This window comes from Mojavia sp. (assembly GCF_059505145.1).
Genome location: NZ_JCACKA010000120.1, coordinates 1 through 23353, shown reverse-complemented (window position 1 = coordinate 23353; position 23353 = coordinate 1). Strand labels below are relative to the sequence as shown.

Below are 23353 nucleotides of genomic sequence, written 5' to 3'. Positions count from 1 at the left end.
ATGAGAAAAGTTGGTGGATAGGGTTAATGATGTTGGCTCCAGAATACAGAGCCAAGGGTAATGGCTCTCAATTTTACAAAGCATACGAAAAATGGCTGGCTCAACAAGAAGCCCAATTCGTATTTTTAGCTGTTCTGGAAGAAAATCAGTTGGGATTTGCTTTTTGGCAGAAGTTGGGTTTTGAAGTGGTACGCATAGCACCACCTCAACAATTTGGAAACAAAGTTCATCGGCGTTATGTGATGCAGCGACAGGTTATTGAAGGCTGAGGCTACTGGAGTTTTACTGGCTGAACAGAACTATCGAGGCTCAATAACTTACTTAATTACTTCACCCTGTAATCGAGTAGCACAACTGAGTTTTCATAGATATTGCTGTTGACAAGTTCTAAAGCAGTTTGCCCTATTACTCCAGAAAACAGTGGGATGCCTGAACCCATCAAAAATGGGTTGACTTTCAGGATTAACCGATCAATTAATTTGTGAGCAAAAAGCGTTGTGGCTAAATCCCCCCCACCACACAGCCAAATGCCTTTAAGAGTTTCGTTCTTCAAACTTGTGACTAACTCAACAGCATTTTCCCTAACAAGTTCAACATTCTCATCTGGGCTAGAGAGCATACTGGCATCAGATTTTTATCGGAAAGCGATAGTTTACCCTCCTTCACCAGAATTCCCACCAGTGCATTAATTACGCTCTTGGTCATCGACCACCCAGGTAAAGGCATTTGAGCGGAAAAACCAGGTGCGTAGCGTTCGGCAACAATCTGACCTTGATAAACAATAACTACTGCCCTAGTATGCTGTTGGGAATGGAAAACTCTGTCTAGAGCTACTTTCAGTTGTTTTTGGTTAATTTCAGGAGTTTCTTGGTTTGTTTGCCCTAGCAACCACTGCCCTTCTATTTTTTGAGGAGCCAGGCGTATTAACTTAACTTGCGAGCGCAAATCTGCTGGAGAACTATCAATGACTAGCTTAGTCATTGGTTTTGAAGATTTCGCCATCTTCAACTCAACACCCATCTGTCTACACTCAGTCCGGGGTCGAAACTGATAATGAAGCGTCAGCTAGACCTAAGTGAGGCTGTGTGTTTTGCTTATATGGCTGTGGATTACTTATCAAAATATAACTGTGCAGAATATAATTTTTGAGAAGATTATGATCCGCAATGTCTACCAACTCTTTTACACCATTGGTTTTGACGATTTCGCCACGTTTGACCCAACATCCAGCAATTGTTTATCTCTCGAAACTAAGTCCGGGTTCACAACCGACAATGAAGCACTCGCTCAACCTGATTGCTCAATTGCTCACCCATAATCAAGCTGACTATCTGACTTTGGATTGGTCAGGATTGCGCTACAAACACACCAATGCTGTTCGCGCCGCACTCATCAAAAATTACGAGCCAGCCACAGTTAACCGGATACTATGCGCCTTAAGAGGAGTTTTGAGGGAAGCTCTACGCTTCGGGTTGATCAAAGCGATTGATTATGCCCGTGCTGTTGACATCAAGAGTGTGAAAGTGTCAAAACAAGGGAGCGGACGGGTGCTGAGTCGGGATGAGATTGATGTTTTGATGCACACTTGTTTTAGCGATCTCACCCCAGCAGGTTTTAGAGATGCTGCACTCATCGCTCTCCTTCGCGGTGCTGGACTGCGACGGGCTGAGGTGGTTGGGCTGGATAAAAAAGATTTTCATCCTGATGGAGAAATCAAAATTCGCTCTGCTCACCCAAGAGTTGACCGGACTGTTTATTTATCTAAGAGTGCGATCGCCATAGTTAATGATTGGATTGACATCAGAACTGCCAGAGATGGCCCGTTACTATGTCAAGTTAACAAGTCTGGGCGTGTAGTTCACCAACGGCTCACACCCCAAGCAGTGTTATTCATTTTACACAAGCGGGGTGAACTTGCTGGTATAGAACCATTCTCGCCTCACGCTCTCCGGCGTACATTCATTTGCGATTTGTTAAATGCTGGTGTTGATATCTCAACTGTACAGACTTTAGCGGGACTTTCAAATTCTGCTATCACTGCACGGTATAAGCATCGAATCGCACCTCAAGCCAGCATTCGCTCTTTCTCCTCTAATACCTATTATTAAGGTTTGAAACTTTGTCAAAAGAGGCAGGGGAGCTCTTAGCAGGGGGCAAGGGGGAAAACACCAGACGTAGCTTGTACTTCGCCCCAGTAAGAGCGCCCTGGAAGGGCAGGGCTTGATACCCATGTTCCGCTCCGCTTCACACGGCTTCGGGACTTTCTATTGCTCCCCCTGCTCCCAGCAAAGCGCCCCTCCGCCTCTTCGGTCAATCTGGGGCAAAGCACGAAAGCACCTTTTAACCCAACACCCATCTGCCTACACTCAGTCCGGGGTCGAAACCGATAGTCAAGCATAAGCTAGACCTGAGTGAGTGTGGGTATTTTGCTGATATGACTGTGGATTACTTATCAAAATATTCGCAATGTCTACAAACAAGGCTAGCCATTGGTTTTGACGATTGGGACACTTTTTTCCCTACACTTGCTGCACTAGGTCGAAACCTATAATTAAGCGATCGCCTTACCTGCGTGAGAGTGGGTGTTTTGCTTAGATCACTGTGGATTACTTATCAAAATATTCGCAATGTCTACAACCAAGGCTATGTCTATGGTTTTGACGATTGGGCAACTTTTTTCTCTACACTTGCTGCGCCAAGCCAAAACCCACAATCAGCGCGATCGCCCTACTTGATCGCGGTTGATTCTACTACTGGAATGACGCGGCTCTCATGAACACCAACGCACTGCTAACGCTGCTCTACAGGCTATCTTGGTGTAGTTAATCAGAAATAATTCTTGAGGCGATCGCACTCATCACCCTTCATCCCTGAGCCACTCCAGCCCAGTCCTCCGTGCCGCTTCTGCGCTATAGTACAATTTTTGCTCCCCAAATACGCTAAGACTGCGGCTAATCACGCGAAATTGCCAACATTGTCCGGGGGTGTAGAAGACGATTAGAATCTGGTCATTAATACAAACAAACGTATCAATTTTAACTTGAGCCATTTGGTAGTTTCAGAGTTAATGCTCTGGTTCCATAATTCGTTGAAAAAGATAACCCGGCGAGCGCTGCAAACTCCAAACCGAACTGCCTCACAAATGGTTCAAAGTTTTCGTTTGCTGCCACTGTTACACTATGCCCCGCACGTTTCAAGCCAATGGCTAAAGCGCAGTATGGTTACACATCGCCCACCGAACCTACTGTCAGGATCGTAATCTTTAGTTTTCGGCTGGGTGGGGTGGATGAACTAGTACTCAATTACTTTCTCTGGGCTTTGCTTCGGTTCTACTGAAGAATTGTACTCAATTAGGAGTGGCTGGTGCGTTCTTCCCCGCCAGAGGTTGGCGTAGCCATCGCTTTTATTCTGTCTGGGTAAGCTTATGCTGATATTGTTGGTACTCCTTATCTTTATGTTGCCAGTATTTATCTACAGTTTCTTTGGCAACCACAGCACTTTCATATTCATCTCCTCCTTGGTTTATTAATCGCTGTTTGGTTTGCTTGCGTAAATCAGAAACAATTTTTCCATTTATCTTCCGTGTCTTTGACCAATCTAAAACCCGTTGTGGATAAGAACTATGAAGAATGTATTTTTCAGTAAGAATGTCTGGTAAGGTGTATCCCTTTAGTTCCGATATCCAATGATAAATAAAACTTCCATCTGGGTCTTTTTCTGCAATATTTTTGTTGGGGTTATATATTCTAAAAGTATCGCTTAATGGATTGGTTACACCTGCTTGCATTTGCCATTGCCAATTATCAATCGCTAAATCACCGTCTACTAAATAATTCATATAATGTTTAGCCCCGTGGTGCCATGAAATTCCACAGTTAATTGTCAAGAATGTGGCACACATTGCCCTCATACGGAAGTTCATCCAGCCCATCGTTTTTAGTTGGCGCATACTTGCATCAATCAGTGGAAAACCTGTCATTCCCTGTTGCCACGCCTGAAATAATTTTTGTTTAGCTGGTGATAGCGGTTCTGGTGTATATATCTGGTCAAACTCCCTGTAGCGATTGCTGTAGGCTATCTCAGGATGAAAATACAGCCTTTGAGTGAAACTATCATGCCAACGCAAACGCTCCCGGAATGCTTTTAATGAAAAGTCTGCCTTGGGTTGATTTTTCAGTTCTTCTGCTAAGGCTTTAGTTTTTTGATAAACACTGCGAACAGAAATAGTTCCAAAAGTCAGATGCGGAGATAAATGTGATGTTGCACCCATCTGTGACAACATTGGACGTGATAGCTTCCAGTGATATCCTTGATATCTACTCTTCAAGAATGAGTCTAATGTAGAGATTGCTTGCGTTTCTCCTCCTGGAAAGTAAACTTTCTCTACTGCCCAAAAATGAGAGTACTTCTGTTTCAGTTCTTCAAATGTTAACTGCGGTACGTTGACGTTGAAATTCGGTGTATTGATAATTTGAGGTGTTTGATATTGGGGTTGTCTTTGGTAACTATAATATTGCTCAAACCACTCATCACGCTTTTCTGCCAATTGTAGAAAGTTGTTTAACCCAACGTGGTAATCAAGTTTTAATTCTTTGTAGAAATCGATGACATTTTTGTCTCGACTAATTCCATACTCTACCTGCACATCTCGGTTAAACCAAAGCTTTGGTCTATACCCACAGTCTATTAATTGTCTAGTCAACTCTTGCAAAATATCTGTGGAATTGCCTTCAAATAAGTACAATTTACTTCCTAATTTGTGCAGATTATAGTCAAGGTTGGACAAAGACTCAAACAAAAACCTGACTCTCCCCTTTCCCACATCTGCCCAGGTATAAAACCAAGGATCAATAATGAACAATGGTAAAACTGCTGCACCGTCAGCGCTTGCCAATGTCACAATCTCATTATCAGTTAGCCGCAAATCTCGCCGAAACCACAGAAGCTGCATAATTCAACTTTCAGCCTACAATACATTTGTACCAAATGGCTGCGAGTTTTTCTACTCTAGTAATTATTAGATTGGTTACAACTCATTCACCACTGCCTTCAAACAGTGGCAATTGAATCACTTGTGTTTGTTTCGCGTTTTCCAGATTAGACAATGCAATCCCTAACAATCTGATGCTGCGATTTTCTAACTCAACTGTTTTAAACAGTGCTGTCGCTGTTGTAATGATAGTTTCTAAATCACGGGTGTAATTAGGTAGAGTCTTACTGCGCGTGATTTGCTGGTAATCAGAAAACTTGATTTTTAGAGTTAACGTGCGTCCCCTTGTGGAGTTCTGTTCAAGCCGTTGTTGGACAAAAGAAGCAATTTGTTCGAGTTCGTGTAGCATTTGAGCGCGATCACTTAAATTTACCGCAAATGATGTTTCTGCACCAACCGACTTGCGGACTCTGTTCGGCTCAACTGCACGATCATCTTCTGCTAGAGCTATCTTATAGTAATGATGCCCCACCTTCCCAAAATTTTGTGTTAACTCAGCAAGCGAGCGCGCTTTCAAATCTGCACCAGTATGAATGCCGAGCGAGTGCATTTTCGCTGCTGTTACTTCCCCGATTCCATGAAATTTCTCAATCGCTAACCCTTCCACAAAAGCTTTAGCATCCTGGGGTAGAATTACCGTTAGTCCATTCGGCTTGTTCTGTCCTGATGCCATCTTTGCCAGAAACTTATTAATTGACACGCCTGCCGTTGCTGTTAACTTTGTTTGTTCTAGAATTTCTGCTTTGATGTGTCTGGCGATGGTGGACGCATAGGGGATGTTTTGTTTATTCTCGGTCACATCCAAGTATGCTTCATCCAAAGCTACCCCTTCAACTAAATCGGTGTAGCGTTTGAATATTACGTGGATTTGGGCAGAAACTTCTCGGTAGACATCAAATCTCGGTCGCACGAAAATAAGGGAGGGACAACGAGCGAGCGCACTTACTGATGGCATGGCTGAGTGGATACCGAATTTTCTTGCTTCATAGCTGGCTGCTGCTACCACACCCCTTTGATTTGGACTGCCACCAACAACTAATGGTTTACCTCGGTATTGCGGATTGTCCCGCTGTTCTACCGATGCGTAAAAAGCATCCATATCCACATGGATAATCTTCCGCATCTGTTTAGTTGTTGAGGCATTACACATTTATACTTGCGACAAGTCTATTAGAAAAATTGGTGATTCGTTTTTTATTTGAGAAATCTCTAACCACTATAGTACATCTGCACTGTTATTTGAGTTTTCCAGTGCTAACCTTTATCCAGGAACAGTTAGGGGAATACCGTTATCTTTAGGTTTTAGCTTCAGAATAAATGGAACAGCTTTCAATGCCCAATTAAACGCAGATGTATAATTAGCAGCTGATTCTCCAAAGCAAATAGAAAGCATATCTGTATGAATAATCCCTGGATTGAGAGGAATTGCTGCCATACAACGCCGGCAATTCTTGTGCCAAAGAACGAGTTAATCCTTCTATTGCCCACTTGGAAGCGCAGTATGGAGCAACTTCGGGTGAAGTAGAACGTCCCCAGCCAGAACTGAAGTTAACAATAATACCTCTTTGCTTTTTCACCATTGCTGGTACAAAGTGACGAATTATATTTACTACTCCTTTAATGTTGATATCAATCAACTGGGAAAACTCGTTTGAAGGTACTTGCCACAAAGGTGCTGGGTAATTTGTTATTGCCGCATTGTTAATGACTATATCTGGTGGTTCATATTTGCCCAGTACATGGTTTGCCCATTTTTCTACTTGTGGTTCATTTGCTACATCTACAATTGTAAAATCATTGGGCGCACTAAACTTTTGGCGTAGTTTTTCAATCGCCTCTGATGAACGAGCGCAACCAATCACAGTATGCCCTTGTTTAATAAAACCTTCAGTCATAGCGTAACCTAGACCTTTGCTTACGCCCGTAATCAAGATGAGTTTGGTCATATTTTTGCTATTTAAGAAGTTATGACGAATTTACTTTATGCATGGTCTTGAAGACACAAATTATTTGTTGCATTAAATTCAGTGAATGTTTGCCGCATTATCACCTCTTCTGCTTCCACTCAATCTTATACTCCTTCTCCACCGCCGCCAGTAGCTTCGCCTGCAACGAAGATAAATAAGGTTTGGCTTGTTTGCCCAACCCCTGCAACAGCCAATCTACTGACGGGTCACGGCTGGCCACTGCATTCAACTGCCGCAATCGCATACATAACTGCTCCATAAAGAGGCAATCCTCATCCAGCAGTTCCAGTGATTTCAGGTGTTCGATTTTTACTGTATAGTCGCCATCCCAAGTCTGGAGTGTGCAACTGTATTCACCAACGTGAGTGACCACGCCCCAAAAACCACCTTTGCCTCTCAAGTCTGGGTTATCTTTGGGTACGAGAATGCAGATTTCACCAACTCTGTAGGGATTCGGGATAGGAGTACGCTCACGAATTCTGTCCACAATATCTTGGACTATGCGACCAGAGGGAATTTTATTGCCAGCAACTTCTACTGCTTGTTGCCAAACTTCCTGCTGCTCTTGGGGTTCGAGTTGAATCATCGGCCGCACTTGTCGTTCCGACGTAGGCAAAATGTGATCCAATGGATCACATTTTTCTTTTAAATTCTCAAACACTACTGCCGCATCCATTAAAAGATAAGGCTGGCGGCGGCTATAACCAAAGCGATCCCGGCAATACTCCTCAAATGTTTTATGCGTGGAACGGTACAGCCTGCGATCGCGCAACTCCATGAGTGCCTTCCCCGCTTCATAAAAAGCGTGTTCTACCTTGCGCTCCAAATGCAGGCGATCGCGCTGCTCCTCAGAAGTCAACTCTGGAACTTCAAGCGCTGCCACATCAACAGTAACTGAGCCTGGATTGTCCTGCACCTGCTGGTCTAGCGGTGGCTTCACTGCTGGCTTTGGTTTGCTAGAAGCAGTAGGAGTGACCTTCTTGCGAGAGGGAGGTTTGTTCATTGCCCCACCTCCTGTGTGAAGGTGGTTGAACAGGTATTTAGTTGTATGATCATGGTAATAATCTTATTTTACCTATTCCCCATCCCTTTACTGTGGTTGGGGTTTTTATTCACTTCTTATATCTTTGCATTTAGCGTCAATTGCTTTATTTAACTGCCCGAACAAATTACATTATCTTTAACAATGGGGCATCAACCTGGTTTCGATTTAATGTTACATTTGTCTCCCTGACCCAAAATCATTATCAAGACATGAAACCGATCAAAAAATCTGAAATACTAACTCTCAAGAAATCACTTGCTACGCAGCCAGCATCAGAGGAAGTTTCTCCAGTTGATACCGCCATTACTTCCGAACCTGTTATTGAGCAGCAGCCAGATGTAGATGTAGAAAGCCTTGCCCCAGAATATTTCACTAGCTACGCTCCGGTGCTTGAATATCCCACAATCAAATCTGTTGCTAACTCTGGCGGTTGGCAAGCTTCTGATATCTGGCGTGAGTTACGTGTTGATGGTTTGTGTGATTGATATTATCGGTTGCAACAACTCGCCGTGCTTTTGTCTGAGTTGCAATAGTTGTCGCACATAAGTACTTGATGTGTTGGGGAGCCTGAACTCTTCCAGTAGTTAATTGCAATACATATCTGGCTGAAATATTTACTGAAATTATAAAATTTTGTAGTCAGTTTTTATTATTGTATAGCCAAACCCCCAGCAGTTATAGCTGCAAAAATGTAAGGAGATATTTTAAGACTTAGTATTTAGTACCGTGGGGTAAAGGTACGGCTAAAATTGGACTCAAGAGCGATTGCCGAATAGCACTCGCTGAGTCCCTGCGGGACAGGCTTCCGCGTTAGCGTAGCTCCTCTGCCAGAGGCACGCGCAATCGCTTCGCTGTGAAATTCTGTGTGCCAATGGAGCGATCGCTGCACTGAGTACAAATGCAGATATAAGTATTTTATCAATTCTGCCTTTTACTGAAATTGGGTTATTTGCTGCTTATTTTAGGGATATGAGCCAATATTTTGCTAATTTCTAGCAAAGTTTTACTCAAGAGTTACACCTTAGTAGTATATTTGTTCTATCCTACTGATTTCAGTTTAGGGTTGCTACAAAAGCTCTTGGTGTTATGCCTATGCTTAACCAAACGATAACCGATTTTCTTAAAGCAAACCAGGGTGATTCTCCAGAAGGTGAATCTATCGAGTTTCCTGATGGCAAATACTCTGACGAATTCGGAAACTTAGGACTTGGAGAAAGGGATGATGCTATACGTGCTAGATTCTTATCCCACCTCAAGTTTATCCTCAAGCTCAACGCAGTCCAAGAATACACTTTGACCCCAGACAAACTAATTGAATACGCTTTAAAACTGACTGAGATTAGCGTGTCTGATGAGAATGCCATCGGCGGCATCTATGAAGACGCATTGCAAAATATTGCTGAAGCTTTACATAATCTCTCTCAAAAATTGGAAGTAGAAATTGATGAAAGCGACTTTTAAAGATATTTTATCTCATGATTTACTACCGATAGATGTCTTTAACTACATTATTCCCACCTCACCAGAACAATCCGAAACTCTTAAAGCTTATTGCCAACATCATGAACACTTTCTCTTCATTGATGTCGCAGATGTAGTTGTAGATTATCCCAAATTTTATTTCTCCGAGTGTAAATCCCTTTATTTTAAAATAGCAAACGCTTTAAGAGGTTTCCCCTTACGTCGCCAAACTTATACAAATGTGCGTTATCTTCATCAAATCGAATATGGGCTTTACAGAAGGAAGCAAAGTGTAATCGTTATCTGGAACGCACACTTGTTACAAACAAGAGTTTTAGAAACTCTCATGGCTGATGCCAAATATCTTGAGCAAAAGAGTACCAAGTTAGAATTACACCAAAATGGCTCGATAGTTTACCGAGAAGAGTATCGAGTGCATTTTCTGATTGTGGGGAATGAGTTGACAGAGCTTCGCTTGCAGTTAGCGTGTCAAAATTTCTGAAATCTTACTGACATCTAAGAGGTTAAATCCTCAGATGTACTTCATTTATCAATTTTTTTCTTGAATGAAGTACTCGAATTTTTGCTCGATTTACTGTATCTTGTTTATTCTGTGCAGTTTTTGTTATTCAAGTCCACCATAGCTTTTTATAAACCTCTCTAAAGCTTGTGGAAAGGTTATATTAGCATCTGTTCAGTAATAAAGTTGCAACTCTCTAGGACGATAAAGCGTGTCTTTGAGGGGCTTTCCGCCCTGAAAAAGCGATCGCTGGGGAGTCAGGCAACTTCATTTCATGACGGACTCTTGGCCTCAAAAGCATCAGCGTAATTGCTTAATTTTTCATCACCTGTTTTTTAACTTTTATGCATATGAAAATCATCAAAAAATCTGAAAAACTCACCCTGAGGAAGATGAAGGAAATGGAACAAGCTGAGGATGAACTTCTTCAAACTGATAGCGTTAATTTTTCAGCACCTATGGTTGATGAGAAACCAGTAATCACTCCAGAGCCAATAGAACCTAACTATATCCCATTAATTGATAATCCTCCAGTTCAATCTATTGGCAACTCTGGCTGGCAGGTTTCTGACATCTGGCGAGACATCAGAGTGGATAATTTTTGTGATTGATTAGTATTCTCCCTATCGATAGTTGCAACAGCTAGCCGTGCTTTTGTCTGAGTGGCAATAGTTGTCATACACAAATACTTCAAGCCTTAGATAACCTGAACTATTCTCAGTATTTTATTGCCGTTAGTTATATATTTATTTGAAAAATTTGCAGGGATTAGAAATTTGTGTAGTAACTTTTATTCTTGTATAGAAATGCCTCTAGTAGCTATAGCCTCGACCCTCTGAAAAAACGACAGGAATCGAGAACGTGCGATCATTCGGTGGGCTGTGGGTTCTCGCTAAAGACCAGGGCGAGATGCCGGACGGCTGCGTTAAAACGACGCTAATGGCCCTCGGCTATGATGTAGCCTGGGCGATCGCCTTCTGGAAGTTATAATATAAAATCATTTTTGTAAGGATTCATATCTGGGAGTATCGACAAGTGTAAGAGGGTGTTTGAAAAGTCGCCCAGCTTGTAAAAGCTAAAATGCTTGTTATCAAGCTAACAAACCTTACAACAATATTTTTCCTACCTGCGAGAGTATTGAATATGTTGGTTATTGCTGTATACTTATCGGAATTGTCCTATAAGGTACTATTAGAGATTGCGCTGAAATTATTTGGCAAATGACAAATACAGGAATAGCAACAACAAAGAAGTTATCTATAGCAATCCTATCTGAATTGTGAAAATTTATTTTTTAACCAACTACAGGAATGCAAAGGTCATCGAGAGAGTAAACAGAGATGTTCACGAATGATTTAGGACACTATATGTTTCTTTATCCAAGGATAATTTTATTTATGTGTTTGTTTGTGTTTTATAAACTTGAGTTTTGATAAGGTTCAAGCATTATTGATTACTAGTAATTGCTGCTGGCAGCAAGTTAGACACGCATTAAAACGAGTTAAGATATGGTAGATGATGACGCGGCAAGATTTGCCTTAAAAACTGAGCTTTTGCAACACATAGAGATACTAGGAATGCAGCAAAGCCTCTTTCCAACCTCTGACGAGCATGTTGATAGACTTGTGCGACAGTTAGAGCGCATCAATCCCATTCCACGCCCACTCCAACCTCAATATTTTGGTTCTTTATTCGGTAATTGGCAACTAGTTTACGCCTCTAACGGAACGGTGGTTACACGCCAAATCGCATCAACTCCAGATTTTTTGGGAGTAATTAAAATTAAACGTGTGTGGCAAAGATTAGTTGCAAGCCATATTGAAACAATTTCTGCCTCCAACGAGGCTAAACTTGAATTACCTGTTTTGGGTGAGTGGCAATTACGGGCTGATGGACATTGGAAGTGTGGCGCAGATGAGAAAACAGCCACAGTGTCTTTTGACTTATTTTCCATACAAGTAATAAAACCCTTTGGTCTGTCTGATTTGAGTTTGCCTGAGTTGAAAATACCAGTATTAGAATTCCTACAAAAGGAAGCTTTGTGGATAACTTCCTACTTAGATCAAGAAATAAGGATAGGACGAGGCACTACAGGCAATTTATTTGTATTTCGTCGGGATGTAACACCCTAAAATTAAAATTTATTTATCTCCTGTCGGAATGTGACATCACCAACTTAATTACAACAAAGAAGTCTTTTTTACTGGACTTAGTTCAAAGGTTAATTGAGTACTAAGATGAAAGATTTTTTAAATATTTTTTTTGTTTTTTCTCAGCATTTAGCTTTTATGTCTTATGTGTTACTATCTTCAACGGCAATTGCACAGATTGTCCCAGATAACACATTACCTGTTAATTCTATAGTCAATCTACAAGGCGATACTAGCAATATTACTGGAGGAATGCAAGCGGGAGGCAACTTATTTCACAGCTTCGAGCAATTTTCTATATCTACAAATAGCACTGCGTACTTTAATAATGCATTAAATGTTCAAAATATTATTAGTCGAGTAACTGGGTCATCCATTTCAAATATTGATGGTTTAATCAAAGCTAACGGTAACACTAACTTATTTCTGATTAACCCTAATGGGATTCTTTTTGGCCCCAATGCCAGTCTAAATATCAATGGCTCTTTCTTAGCTACTACTGCTAGCAGGATCAACTTTGCTGATGGTAACGAATTTAATGCGAAAACTCCGCAAACTAAGCCTTTACTAACAATAAGCGCACCTCTTGGTTTAGGATTTGATGGAAATCCAGGTACAATTCAAGTGCAAGGCACAGGGCACAATCTGACTCTCAATAATCCATTTTCAGCGATTATTAGAAATCTTAGCTCAAATAGCTTGCGAGTCAACCCAGGAAAGACTTTAGCATTAGTTGGTGGCAACGTAGTTTTAGACGGAGGAAAGCTTGAAGCAAGTGGAGGTAGGATTGAACTAGGTAGTGTTAATGAAGGGATAGTAGACCTCTATCCAGCTACTAATGGTTGGATTTTAAATTATGAAAAAGCGTTAAGCTTCAAAAGTATTCAACTACTTCAACAGTCAATAGCAGATACCAGTGGTTTTAATGGTGGCTTTATTCAAGCACAAGGTGCTGAGGTGGAGCTTGCAGGTGGCTCAATATTTTTAATTCAGAACCAAGGTAATAAATTATCAGGCGACATTATCGTAAATGCCTCTGAATACTTGAGACTTAGAGGGACTTCTCCAAATGGAGTAATTCCTACTAGTTTTATTAATGAAACTTTAGCAGGGGATGGAGGAAGAATTGAAATTTCAACTAGAAATCTAATTCTTCAGGATGGAGCAGCAATAGTTGCTAAAACTTACGGTTTTGGGAAGGGAGGTAATCTTACTGTCAACACTTCCGAATCCATTAACATAGCTGGAGGTTCTTCTTCCGTTGTTCAGCTACCTAGCAATATTGTTACTGGAGCTTTTAGCTCTGGAGATGGCGGCAATCTTACAGTATCAACTAAAAATTTGATTGTACAAACTGGAGGGGAAATTTTAACTTCTAGTTTTGGTACTGGTAGAGGTGGTGATCTGATTGTGAATACTTCTGAATCTACTCAAGTATTAGGATACCTACAAGAGGGTTTGCAATTTTCTCAACCACTTTCTAGTACTGTTCTTACTAGAGCTTCTGGATCAGGAAAAGCAGGAAATTTAGTATTAAAAACAGAATATCTAACCGCAAAAGATGGAGGAATTATCGGTTCTTTAACTCTTGGAGATGGTTATGGAGGAAATGTAACTGTAAGCGCTAATAATTCTATAGAGCTTGTTGGAGTAGTACCTAATGTCTTTACTCCAAGCTCCTTAATAAGCGCTACTTATAGTACTGGTAATAGTGGTAAGTTAACAGTTAATACAAAAAAATTAACGCTTAGAGACGGTGGAGTAATTAACAATTCTACTAGAGCGAGTGGTAAAGCTGAAAGCCTCATCATTAACGCTTCTGATTCTATAAATTTGATAGGTACGGTACTAGGTTATACTTATCCCAGCCTTATAAATGCATCAGTTATTATTTTTAATGAAAATTTTCAAAAATTATACCGATTACCTCCAATACCTAAAGGAGATTCTGGAGAGATAATAATTAATACTAACAATTTAAATGTTGCAGACGGTGCTTTTATTAACGTTAAAAATGACGGCTCTGGCAATGCAGGAACAGTATATATTAATGCCAACACGGTCAACATTACGAACAACGGAGGTATAACAGCAACTACTGCTGTCGGTCAGGGAGGCGATATTGATATCAACTCAAAATTTGTTCTATTAAATAATGGCATCATCTCTGCAACTGCTGGACAACAAGGCTCCAATGGAGATGGTGGAAACATTACCCTTGATACAGATATTTTATTTAGCTTGGGAAATAGCGTTATTACAGCCAACGCTTTTGAAGGAAGCGGCGGAAATATCCAAATAAATGTTCGTGATGGATTCTTTTTTTCTCGCAATAGCTTAGTTCAGTCCAGTTCACAATTTGGACTTAATGGTCAAGTTAAAATCAACGGTTTTCCCCTTGATTCTCACGCCATTAAAGCAGCACCAGAAGCAATTCATGCAAGTCCTGAAATAACGTCGAACTGCCACGAGCATTCAGGTTTCGAGGAAACTGAACTTATCATAACTGGTGTTGACAGATTGCCACTCAGCCCTACGGATGTTCCACCTATTAAACCAACTTGGCAAGACAACTTCCCTTTAGATCAAACTATTAATAATTTAGAAGAACCAAAATTAATAACTAAAGAACCAATCCAGCATATAGAAGCACAAGGTTGGATAAAAGATTCTTATGGAAATATCATTTTAACGGCAGAAGCTAATTCAGGGATATCCTATGCTCCATTGTCTGCTAGTTTGTGTTCTGAGGAAACAAATGCATCAATAAATATTACTAGAAACAACAAACAGCAATGATCAAACGCCGAGATTGGTTTAAGTATATATTCTCAAGTATTCTAGGGCTGGTTACAGTTGTCAGCAAACCATCTATCATCAAAGCTCAATCTGTAAATAAAAAAGCACAAAAACGGAACTTGGCACGCCTACTGACTAAAAAAGGTCAACAGCAATTAAATCAAGGTCAGGCAACGGAAGCACTTGAAACTTGGAAACAAGCCACACAACTTTATCGCCAACTTAATTATGAAGAGGGTGTTACTGGTAGCTTAATTAACCAAAACCTTGCTCTACAAAGTTTAGGTTTGAATCGTTTGGCTTGTAGCGCACTTGTAGAAGCTTTAAGGCTAAATAAAGATACTAAAATTTGTGTTATATTACCACAGCATTCTACTGAATCTTTAACAAAGTTACTAACAGCAGCGATTGATAAGCAAAAACATTTGCCAGTAGATCTATTTGCATGGCACAATTTCGGAGATATATTGCGCTTAATTGGTAAACAAGATGAATCAAAGGGCGTTTTGGAAAAGACGTTCTCAATCGCTCAACAAATCCCCTTTGTTAATACTAATGAAATTTTGCTGTCGTTAGCTAATACTGAGGAAGCTATTTATCAGCAAACACGAAACAAATATTACGAAGTAGAAGAACCAGACTTTAAAAATGAAATTGTAGAGATGATTCAAGAACAAGCGTTTAAGTCACTTGAAGTTTATCAGCAAGTAAATCAGGTGTCAGCAAATTATCCAGTCACACAATTGAAATCTCAACTGCATCATTTAAGCTTACTGTTAGATTTTGAGAAGTGGTTAACAGCAGAGTTAGATTCAGGTAATCAACAATTAGTTGACGTACGCAATAAAATCCAACAACAAATTAAACCTTCTATTAATAGAGTTTTGAAAAACTCTTCTACATTTTCTCAATTATCAGCTACTCAATCGGTTTATGCAAAGCTCAACTTTGCTAATAGTTTAAGTCAAATTCCAGATCAGTCATTAAGTTCATTAGCTATTGAATATGGGCACTCAGCCTTGGAAACAGCTAGAAGTACCAGTAATCAACGAATAAAGTCTTATAGTCTTGGCACTTTAGGTAAATTACAACCAGATAAATCAGAAGCATATTTTCTAGAAGCTTTAAGTTTAGCCCAATCAATTCAAGCGGAAGATATTGCTTACCAATGGCAACAACAGCTAGGAAACTTGTACAACAAGCAAGGAAAAGCTACAAAAGCCCTTACAATGTACAAGTCCGCCATTGACAACCTAGCGCAAATTCGTGATAGCATCTTGTCAAGTAATACAGATATACAGTTCTTTTTTCAAGAAAAAGTAGAACCTGTGTACCGTAATTATATGAAGTTACTTTTGAAAAATTCTAATATTAATCTCAAAGAAGTCATTCAGACAAACGAACGTTTACAAACAGCGCAGTTAGAAAATTTTCTTAAATGTGGCAAGCTTGACCTGATTGCTCTCGATGAAATTCAAAATTTAAGTCGTGCTTCTGGAATAATTCATATCATTGATTTGGATGATAGTGTAGAGGTAATTCTACAGGCTCAAGACAAATCTCTACATCATCACTCTGTTGAAGCAAACTTAGTTAAAGATCATGTTGCTGATCTTCTCCGCAAATTGCAACATGAGAAACTCGCTTTTACTAATGTGCAGCAAATTCTCTTACCTTCTCAAGCACTTTATGAAAACTTAATCGCACCAATAACATCATATTTACCCGCATCAGGAACATTAGTATTTATCTTAGATAAATCTTTCCAAAGCATACCGATGGGCATATTATATGATGGAAAAAACTATCTGATTGAGCATTACAGCGTTGCAGTCACTCTAGGCTCTAGAATTCGATCTCCCAAACCTTTATCAAAAAAGCAGTTCACAGCTCTCATCGCTGCTTTATCTAAGCCCAGCCCCAGCTTGTTAGATCGCAACGCTCCTAAAGGCATCAGGCCAATACACCAAGCCAAAAAAGAGGTAAAAGATGTGCAAAGTCAAACACAATCTTCCCTCACACTACTAGATGAAAAGTTTACTAGTTCCCGTCTAGAGCAAGAAATAAGTAAAAATACTTTCCCAATCGTTCATATCAGCACTCATGGGCAGTTTAGTTCTGACCCCCTGAAGACAGTACTTCTAGCCTATGAGAAGGTAATCAATATTAGAGAGTTTGATAAGTTACTAAAAAGTAAAATTCAAACTGATGCAGATGCAATTGAGCTATTAGTTTTAAGTGCTTGTCAAACTGCAAAGGGCAATCGAAAGTCAGCATTAGGAATTGCTGGAGTGGCTGCACAAGCAGGAGCGCGTAGCACTGTCGCAACTTTATGGTTAGTAGATGCAGACTCTACTGCTTTGTTAATGGAAGAATTCTATAAAGAATTGAAAAATGGTACTCCCAAAGCACAAGCGCTGCGTCTTGCACAACTAACATTAATAAAAAATCCTAAATACGCTCATCATTACTACTGGGCCCCGTTCTTGCTCGTTGGTAGTTGGTTATAAATTCCCACAGCTTCAGACCATCTTGCACTTTTGATAATTCCTTTGAGTTCCCATTACTTTTAGCTAACCTCTCTGCTGTTGTGTATTTATCAAAAGCTTCATCAGGTAGACCCGCCTCTAAATAGCGATCTGCTAGTACTCGATAGACTTCAGGGTTTTGGCTTCTTGCTGCTACTCTTGCCTTTAAAGTCTCTATCGATTCATTCACCAGATTTTTTGACATGAATATAGTATCTAAGTCACGAACAGCAGCTTCATCTAGAGGTACTTTAAATTCGTTAATTTGTTTAACTAGCGACGCAATCTCTAATTGCTCTTTCTTTGGTAAAACGCTAATTAATAAAGGAGCGTAACTTATGATAGAGTTCCCCTGGTACGCAAACACAGTAATTCTATAAGTACTCCCAAATTTCAATTGGGGTTGGTCTTTTGGATATGGTAGTACAGTATTGTTTACTTTTATCTGCCAGTTAACATCATTGCCCTCTATCTTGACTGTGTAACTAGTAGCCCCCGAAACGGCACGCCAAGATATCAATGGTTGGGTAGTCAATATACTGCCATCACTAATATAAGGGCTAATCAGTCTTGGTTTTGGTACAGTATCATCACCTGGGCCTTTAAAATCAGTAGGACAATTCTGCGGTTTGAGGTTTGTACACTGATATTGCTCTGACTCAGTGGCTTGTGGTCGCGCACATTTGTTTGCAGGATCGGAAACGTTATGTTGATTAATATATAAAAATCTTCGATTTAAATAGCAAGCAACTTTAACCGTGGCTCCATTCTCTGGGTGGATCATATCTCCTGCACAGAGCGGACTACCTGGTGGCCAGTAGCGATCTCCTTTACTCATCACCCTACCATCAGCTTTAACACACTGACGTAGAGCTATTAGTTGAGATTGCCCCCATACATTACTCGAGCTTGAAACAATTAGTGTTGATATTGATGCGATCAATATAACTTGAACTTTGAATACCCTTCTTTTGATTGTGCCTATCATGTTTTATATGATTAGCATTAAAATTTCTTATCTAGCTATTTGCTAGTTAGTAGTATACAAGAAGCAGGGAGCCAAAAAAAGGCTTAGGGTGAAGATTTGGGAACAATATCTCCCAGCAAGCGTTTTAAAATTTGCAATCGCCACTGTTGAACCTCTTGCTGATTAGACTCAAATGTCAAACAGATCTCCCAAGACATCCTAGCGTCATTAATTTTACCTAATGCTTCTTGAGCTTGCGCTAGTAAACAGTAAGCATCTGTCCTAGCATCCAGTTTTGTTGACTGTTCCAAATCAGCTTTCGCCTCGGCGTAACGCTTTAACTCTAATTTTGCCCAACCCAAGTTTTTGTATAAAGTAGACTGTAATTTTATGTTTTGAGTTTTTTTTAAGCCTTCTTGAGCTAAAGCTATTGCTGCGTTATATTTGCCATCTAAAATCTTCAATCTTGATAAATTGTTAATGGCTGGTATTGCTTCTCTACTCATTTGGATAGCTAACTCATATTGATTTTGAGCTAAATCATATATACCTCTATTATCATAGAAAAGTGCTAATCCATAACGCGCTTCCCAACTATCAGGCTTTAATTGCAATGACTTCTCATAATTTTTAATCGCACAATCATCTTGGTTTAATTGCTGACATATATAAGCTAAATTACTATAAGCATCTGCATCGCTATGATTATATCTAATTGCTAATTCATAATATCTTTTTGCTACTTTAAGAGTATTGGTATTGCGAGCAGCTTTTTCAAAATAAAAACTTGATATAGTGCGATTACTCTGAGGATTAATTTTTATAGCCAAGTTAAAAAAATATTGTGCCCCCTGAGAATCATTTGCTGCTTCTAGCTTTTGTCCTTGAGCTACTAAATAGTTCGCTACTAAAGGTATAGATAGAAAAACACCCCCAGCAAATACTAAACCCACTAATGTATATTTACTAAATTTAAATATTTTAGAATTAGCTAATCTATAATTTTTAATTTGCTGAGGTAGTTTCTCTAAACGTTGCAAAATTACTTGAGTACTTTGCGGACGCTGCCCTGGAGAGGAAGCCATCAAATCATCGAGTAAATCAGCAAAAGGTTTATCAATCTGCGGCGCATATTTTCTCCAGATTAGTCTTCCTGTTTTTTCGTTTGTTGGTATATCCATCAATGACATATTAGTAACTAAATTTACAAAAGTCCGGCCTAGAGCATAGAAATCTGATTGCGGTACTGCCTGACCATTCATTTGTTCAGGTGGAGTAAAAAAAGCCGTGATCACAGATGTTACTTCGTATCCGCTACCTAATCCTGTACTGCTTCCCCCATTGGTACTAACTTTTGCTAAGTAAGTGCTGGTAATCTCTCGTGCTGCACCAAAATCAATCAACACCAATTTACCATCAGGCTTATGAATGATGTTTTCTGGCTTGATGTCTCTATGAAAGAAGCCGGATCTATGTACGATATCAAGAGTATGAATTAACTGTGATAACCAATCGAGTGCCACATTTTGAGAAATTCGCCCATAAGATTTTAACCGTTGCCGTAAATTCTCTCCTTCAACCTTTTGCATTACTAAGCAATGTAATTCTAGAATAGTGTCCTTCAGTGTAAAAGTGAAGTAATCATCCCTAGCCGATTCAGGAATTCCAGGATATTGAATCAGTTGCAAAATTCTAGCTTCTCGCTGAACTAGCTCCACTAATTTAGGTTCGCTCCACTTTAATACTTTCATTACTCTTATTTGAGGCTCTGGACGCGACTTGGTGCCAACATCTTCAACCTCAAAAACATTTGTGTTAGTATACAATTCTTCTTCCAAAGAGCGTAACGGACGCAGCAAACGAATGCGACCGTTTATTAACAAAGAATTCCCACAAGCTAAACAATTTTCGGCACTATCAGGATTATGGCGCTGGGTGCAAAGGTGATTTATGCAGTAAACCACATTTACTCCTGGATGGGATTACTTATTTGTAAAACACTTGTTTTTCTTCGTACCAAATTAAATGGATCAACTAAGATATATTTTCTGATAAGTGGTTGTAAACTATAACTAACTTCTTGCTTGCCTGATTTTCTATAAGTTTCAACTAAAGAGCGTTGTTCTAAAATTTCTATTGATCTGATCGCTTCAGCAATTGACACTTCTGAACCTATTTTTTTTTTCAAAGCTTCAATAATATTAGAAAATTGAATTGGAGGTGAGCTTTCTGAAGTTGACTCTGCTAAATAAATCATTATTTCTCTTTGGACATCACTTAAAAGTCCAGGCTGTCCAAATTGCTGATGTAGCATAGATTGAAGGAGTTGCCCAACCACAGTAGTTCTGTAATCAAAGAATGTTTTTACACTTCCTCCGAAAAGCCGATGAATTCTGCCAGCCGCTTCTTCTAACTCTGATGGGTTTCCACGATGCATTTTAATTAACTCTTTACATTCTTTTCCCCATAGCCCTTTTTCATTTAACATTCGCATAGCTGCACGTTCCTCTAAACCTTCAAGGCGTAAAGTGTCAATTGGAAGATTTTTAGTTGCATAAATAACTTCTTCCAAAGGTAATTGGCTTGTTATAATTGTACAGTTTTGATGTTTTCCCTCTGCTAGTTGAATAAATAGTTTTTCATACTCTAATCTCTTATCAAAATTAGCTACATGCTCTAGCTTTTCAAATCCATCTACTACTAGTAATAAACGATGCGATTGGAAGTATTTTAATAATTCAAAAGTTTGCTCCTCAATAGATTCATTATCTATTTTTAAATTAAAAGTGTCGATTAATTTAGTAAATAAATTGTCAATAGAAGAATGTATTTTTATCCAAACTACAGTTTCATACAAATTGGAATTTTCTAACAGCATTTCTTCTACTAATTTTGCTGCTAGTGAGGTTTTTCCAATTCCTCCAACTCCAGTTATAATTATGCAGCGTCGCTTCAAAATATTAATTTGATTTTTTAATTTACTAATATCCTTTTCTCTACCATAAAAAGATTCTATTTTGGGTAATTCTCCATAAATTCTCGTCTTGCCCACTAAACAATCGTTGTCCAGTTTGGAGGCTTCTAGCTTAAAATAATTCTTTTTTGCTAATCGAAGCAAAGCTGCTTTCAAAGATATTTTTTTTACTGGAACTCCATCACCAATAACTTCTGAAAGCATTGCCCATAATTGCCGAGCCACTTCTCTATGCAAATAGTCCGCGTTGTATCCAGAGTTGCTTGCTATCTCCTTATAGTCTCTCCCGTACCAAGACCCTTTAATTAAAACCCTTTCAGATTTCAGCAAATGCCTTCCGGTATGCTGAAGCACTCGCTCATCCAAAATTTCCAGTATTTTATCTATGTCTAAGTCTAAGTTTTTATATGAGTTCATGCTTAGTAAGCTTTTATATTAATTTTTAATAAATGTATCCTTAGAGTTATTCTGTGAAGTACAAGAAGCTACTCTCTTAGCTTACTCTACAAGAAAATCCTCCTAGACACTTACAAAAACCCAAAGTGAACATCTAATGGAAAGCAGCTCCCGTCTAAGTTGTGCTGCATTTTGTCTAGCATGACATATTGCACTATATATTTGTAATATTAAGTAATCATTCTAGATACAACGCTAAAATACACAATTATTCGATTTTTGCAACTCTCAATCCATACTCTCTTAACATTTTATTACAATCAAATTTTCTATAGATTTTAGCAAAATCTACACTTTCTCAATAATTGTTTACAATATTCCTCTTTTAAAAAGCTTTTACAGGTTATATGCTCTGAATGTTACCTTCAATAAGTAGCAATACTGCATCTCTAGATGCATTGTCCCGATTACGCTTTAATCAAAACTGAAATAAATTGACTAATGTCATCAGTGAATACCTTCAGGTATTACCTGCCATTGCTTTATCTCAATTCAATGATTACACCTAATTCACTGTGTAACTAACCTCAGAGTAATTCTTTAAAAAGATGAAACAATTCCTAGCCAAAAATCAAATTCTCGTAAGAGACAACAAGAGCAGAACTTCTGTAAAATCAAGCTAATTGAAGGGAGAGATGGAGGTGAATATACCAAAATATCAAAACTTAACGCACAAAGCGCCACTAAGGAGTAGCGCTTTGTGCGGGTCTTAAATTCCATATAACCTCAGAGCGGGTAGTTGATCTCGAAGGAACAAATAAGTGGTGTTTATAGTTTGGCGACTGTATACCGCTTAATTTGTCCGAGAGTATAATCCGCGCTGCAAATTCTATTATAGGAGTTGCCGCACGAAATGTCCATTTCTTGCGGTATGTTTTGGCTGTCGAAATTCAAAAGTTTGTGTAAAATTAAGTTTGGTTAATAAAAGTTCTGAATTTCGTAGCAAAAAGCAGTAGCAGCGCGAATAACCCCATCTGAGACTTGTAAACCAAGAATCAGGGGAAAAAATCGTGAAAAACGACCAATGTCCAATACAAGAGGTTATCGGGTGTAGACTTGAGGGGGTTGTTTCAGTGCCGCCCGTACATCTGAACTCTGATGCTTCATCCAAGTGGAAAAGAATATTTACTAGCTCTTTTGGGGAAACTCGCTTTCAAAATGTCTTGAAAAGAGCCAGAGTGTTGCAGCGAATTGCTACAGGGGGCGAAAGCTAATGAGCCATCCCCCTAATAAAACGGGGGAAAGGGAAAAGGTTAAAGGGAAAAGGTTAGGGGAAGAGTTAGCAAATTCTTCCTCCCCTTCCCTATTGCCGCTTTCCCCTTCCCAAAGCGAAGTCTCCCAGAAATACCCCAATAATCTCACCGCAGTCGAGTATCATGAGCTAGCGGTGGGCAGCGCTATTCATCCTGCCTTGATCGAGCGCAACTTCTTCCACATTGAAGGAGAATCAGTTTACGATTACCTGTTTATCTCCGATAAAATTCCTCGCAAAAATG

20 protein-coding genes and 1 pseudogene are annotated in these 23353 nt (G+C 39.4%); 12 read left to right on the top strand and 9 right to left on the bottom strand.

The genetic code is table 11. The features are described from left to right. A partial coding sequence (locus AC5JL8_RS32835) for a GNAT family N-acetyltransferase (protein WP_495883877.1) occupies positions 1–269 on the top strand: 269 nt, incomplete at its 5' end. A gap of 56 nt (positions 270–325) precedes the next feature. Here the strand turns inward: AC5JL8_RS32835 and AC5JL8_RS32830 are convergent. Together AC5JL8_RS32830 and AC5JL8_RS32825 are read right to left on the bottom strand one after the other, a co-directional pair. Further along, a complete protein-coding gene (locus AC5JL8_RS32830; RefSeq protein WP_495883876.1) occupies positions 326–553 on the bottom strand; it encodes a dihydrofolate reductase family protein in 228 nt (75 codons plus the stop codon). 8 nt (positions 554–561) lie between these two features. Continuing rightward, entirely contained in the window at positions 562–981 is a 420-nt protein-coding gene (locus AC5JL8_RS32825; protein ID WP_495883875.1) for a hypothetical protein, read from the bottom strand. A gap of 185 nt (positions 982–1166) precedes the next feature. On the opposite strand from AC5JL8_RS32825, the gene AC5JL8_RS32820 reads away from it, so the two are divergent. Together AC5JL8_RS32820 and AC5JL8_RS32815 are read left to right on the top strand one after the other, a co-directional pair. Then, positions 1167–2108 carry a tyrosine-type recombinase/integrase gene (locus AC5JL8_RS32820; RefSeq protein ID WP_495883874.1) on the top strand — a complete coding sequence of 314 codons (942 nt, stop codon included), beginning with the start codon at positions 1167–1169 and terminating at the stop codon, positions 2106–2108. Positions 2109–2587: 479 nt separating this feature from the next. Next, positions 2588–2776, top strand: coding sequence for a hypothetical protein (locus tag AC5JL8_RS32815; protein ID WP_495883873.1), 189 nt, complete (start codon positions 2588–2590; stop codon positions 2774–2776). Positions 2777–3403: 627 nt separating this feature from the next. Here the strand turns inward: AC5JL8_RS32815 and AC5JL8_RS32810 are convergent. The 4 genes from AC5JL8_RS32810 to AC5JL8_RS32795 form a co-directional block, all read right to left on the bottom strand. After that, complete coding sequence (locus tag AC5JL8_RS32810) at positions 3404–4951, bottom strand: FAD-binding domain-containing protein (RefSeq protein ID WP_495883872.1); 1548 nt, start codon at positions 4949–4951, stop codon at positions 3404–3406. 82 nt (positions 4952–5033) lie between these two features. Beyond that, on the bottom strand, positions 5034–6113 hold the full coding sequence (dinB, locus tag AC5JL8_RS32805) for a DNA polymerase IV (protein ID WP_495883871.1): 1080 nt from the start codon (positions 6111–6113) through the stop codon (positions 5034–5036). Positions 6114–6348: 235 nt separating this feature from the next. Then, on the bottom strand, positions 6349–6936 hold the full coding sequence (locus AC5JL8_RS32800; RefSeq protein ID WP_495883870.1) for an SDR family oxidoreductase: 588 nt from the start codon (positions 6934–6936) through the stop codon (positions 6349–6351). Positions 6937–7036: 100 nt separating this feature from the next. Beyond that, positions 7037–7960 (bottom strand): hypothetical protein, encoded by a 924-nt coding sequence (locus tag AC5JL8_RS32795; protein WP_495883869.1) that lies wholly within the window; start codon positions 7958–7960, stop codon positions 7037–7039. Between the two features lie 251 nt (positions 7961–8211). Here AC5JL8_RS32795 and AC5JL8_RS32790 point away from each other — a divergent pair, with 251 nt between their 5' ends. From AC5JL8_RS32790 to AC5JL8_RS32755, 8 genes and pseudogenes are all read left to right on the top strand, one after another. Then, entirely contained in the window at positions 8212–8487 is a 276-nt protein-coding gene (locus AC5JL8_RS32790; RefSeq protein WP_495883868.1) for a hypothetical protein, read from the top strand. Positions 8488–9094: 607 nt separating this feature from the next. Further along, positions 9095–9463, top strand: coding sequence for a hypothetical protein (locus tag AC5JL8_RS32785; RefSeq protein ID WP_495883867.1), 369 nt, complete (start codon positions 9095–9097; stop codon positions 9461–9463). Beyond that, complete coding sequence (locus tag AC5JL8_RS32780; RefSeq protein WP_495883866.1) at positions 9447–9965, top strand: hypothetical protein; 519 nt, start codon at positions 9447–9449, stop codon at positions 9963–9965. The genes AC5JL8_RS32785 and AC5JL8_RS32780 overlap by 17 nt, the downstream gene beginning before the upstream one ends. 368 nt (positions 9966–10333) lie before the next feature. Continuing rightward, a complete protein-coding gene (locus AC5JL8_RS32775) occupies positions 10334–10594 on the top strand; it encodes a hypothetical protein (protein ID WP_495883865.1) in 261 nt (86 codons plus the stop codon). A 229-nt stretch (positions 10595–10823) separates the two neighbouring features. Beyond that, positions 10824–10973, top strand: a pseudogene (locus tag AC5JL8_RS32770) (DUF1579 family protein); the annotation flags it as partial. Positions 10974–11491: 518 nt separating this feature from the next. Continuing rightward, on the top strand, positions 11492–12115 hold the full coding sequence (locus AC5JL8_RS32765) for a PAP/fibrillin family protein (RefSeq protein WP_495883864.1): 624 nt from the start codon (positions 11492–11494) through the stop codon (positions 12113–12115). Positions 12116–12220: 105 nt separating this feature from the next. After that, positions 12221–14932 carry a two-partner secretion domain-containing protein gene (locus tag AC5JL8_RS32760; protein WP_495883863.1) on the top strand — a complete coding sequence of 904 codons (2712 nt, stop codon included), beginning with the start codon at positions 12221–12223 and terminating at the stop codon, positions 14930–14932. Continuing rightward, positions 14929–17442, top strand: a complete 2514-nt coding sequence (locus tag AC5JL8_RS32755) for a CHAT domain-containing protein (protein ID WP_495883862.1) — start codon at positions 14929–14931, stop codon at positions 17440–17442. The genes AC5JL8_RS32760 and AC5JL8_RS32755 overlap by 4 nt, the downstream gene beginning before the upstream one ends. On the opposite strand, the gene AC5JL8_RS32750 is transcribed toward AC5JL8_RS32755, so the two are convergent. The 3 genes from AC5JL8_RS32750 to AC5JL8_RS32740 all read right to left on the bottom strand — a co-directional run bounded on the left by AC5JL8_RS32750 (position 17384) and on the right by AC5JL8_RS32740 (position 21818). Beyond that, complete coding sequence (locus AC5JL8_RS32750; protein ID WP_495883861.1) at positions 17384–18298, bottom strand: hypothetical protein; 915 nt, start codon at positions 18296–18298, stop codon at positions 17384–17386. The two genes, AC5JL8_RS32755 and AC5JL8_RS32750, sit on opposite strands and share 59 nt — an antisense overlap. 233 nt (positions 18299–18531) lie before the next feature. After that, complete coding sequence (locus AC5JL8_RS32745) at positions 18532–20391, bottom strand: protein kinase domain-containing protein (protein WP_495883860.1); 1860 nt, start codon at positions 20389–20391, stop codon at positions 18532–18534. A 2-nt stretch (positions 20392–20393) separates the two neighbouring features. After that, positions 20394–21818, bottom strand: a complete 1425-nt coding sequence (locus AC5JL8_RS32740) for a helix-turn-helix domain-containing protein (protein WP_495883859.1) — start codon at positions 21816–21818, stop codon at positions 20394–20396. A 1252-nt stretch (positions 21819–23070) separates the two neighbouring features. Here AC5JL8_RS32740 and AC5JL8_RS32735 point away from each other — a divergent pair. Continuing rightward, positions 23071–23353, top strand: a 283-nt coding sequence (locus tag AC5JL8_RS32735) for a hypothetical protein (protein ID WP_495883858.1), incomplete at its 3' end; no start/stop codon positions are given.

Bases quoted from the DNA above. Each gene is read 5' to 3' on its own strand.
- AC5JL8_RS32810 (WP_495883872.1), bottom strand. From the start codon at position 4,951: ATGCAGCTTCTGTGGTTTCGGCGAGATTTGCGGCTAACTGATAATGAG.
- AC5JL8_RS32775 (WP_495883865.1), top strand. From the start codon at position 10,334: ATGAAAATCATCAAAAAATCTGAAAAACTCACCCTGAGGAAGATGAAG.
- AC5JL8_RS32785 (WP_495883867.1), top strand. From the start codon at position 9,095: ATGCTTAACCAAACGATAACCGATTTTCTTAAAGCAAACCAGGGTGAT.
- AC5JL8_RS32780 (WP_495883866.1), top strand. From the start codon at position 9,447: ATGAAAGCGACTTTTAAAGATATTTTATCTCATGATTTACTACCGATA.
- AC5JL8_RS32765 (WP_495883864.1), top strand. From the start codon at position 11,492: ATGGTAGATGATGACGCGGCAAGATTTGCCTTAAAAACTGAGCTTTTG.
- AC5JL8_RS32740 (WP_495883859.1), bottom strand. From the start codon at position 21,818: ATGAACTCATATAAAAACTTAGACTTAGACATAGATAAAATACTGGAA.
- dinB (WP_495883871.1), bottom strand. From the start codon at position 6,113: ATGCGGAAGATTATCCATGTGGATATGGATGCTTTTTACGCATCGGTA.
- AC5JL8_RS32760 (WP_495883863.1), top strand. From the start codon at position 12,221: ATGAAAGATTTTTTAAATATTTTTTTTGTTTTTTCTCAGCATTTAGCT.
- AC5JL8_RS32825 (WP_495883875.1), bottom strand. From the start codon at position 981: ATGACTAAGCTAGTCATTGATAGTTCTCCAGCAGATTTGCGCTCGCAA.
- AC5JL8_RS32790 (WP_495883868.1), top strand. From the start codon at position 8,212: ATGAAACCGATCAAAAAATCTGAAATACTAACTCTCAAGAAATCACTT.
- AC5JL8_RS32795 (WP_495883869.1), bottom strand. From the start codon at position 7,960: ATGAACAAACCTCCCTCTCGCAAGAAGGTCACTCCTACTGCTTCTAGC.
- AC5JL8_RS32750 (WP_495883861.1), bottom strand. From the start codon at position 18,298: ATGAGTAAAGGAGATCGCTACTGGCCACCAGGTAGTCCGCTCTGTGCA.
- AC5JL8_RS32820 (WP_495883874.1), top strand. From the start codon at position 1,167: ATGTCTACCAACTCTTTTACACCATTGGTTTTGACGATTTCGCCACGT.
- AC5JL8_RS32800 (WP_495883870.1), bottom strand. From the start codon at position 6,936: ATGACCAAACTCATCTTGATTACGGGCGTAAGCAAAGGTCTAGGTTAC.
- AC5JL8_RS32755 (WP_495883862.1), top strand. From the start codon at position 14,929: ATGATCAAACGCCGAGATTGGTTTAAGTATATATTCTCAAGTATTCTA.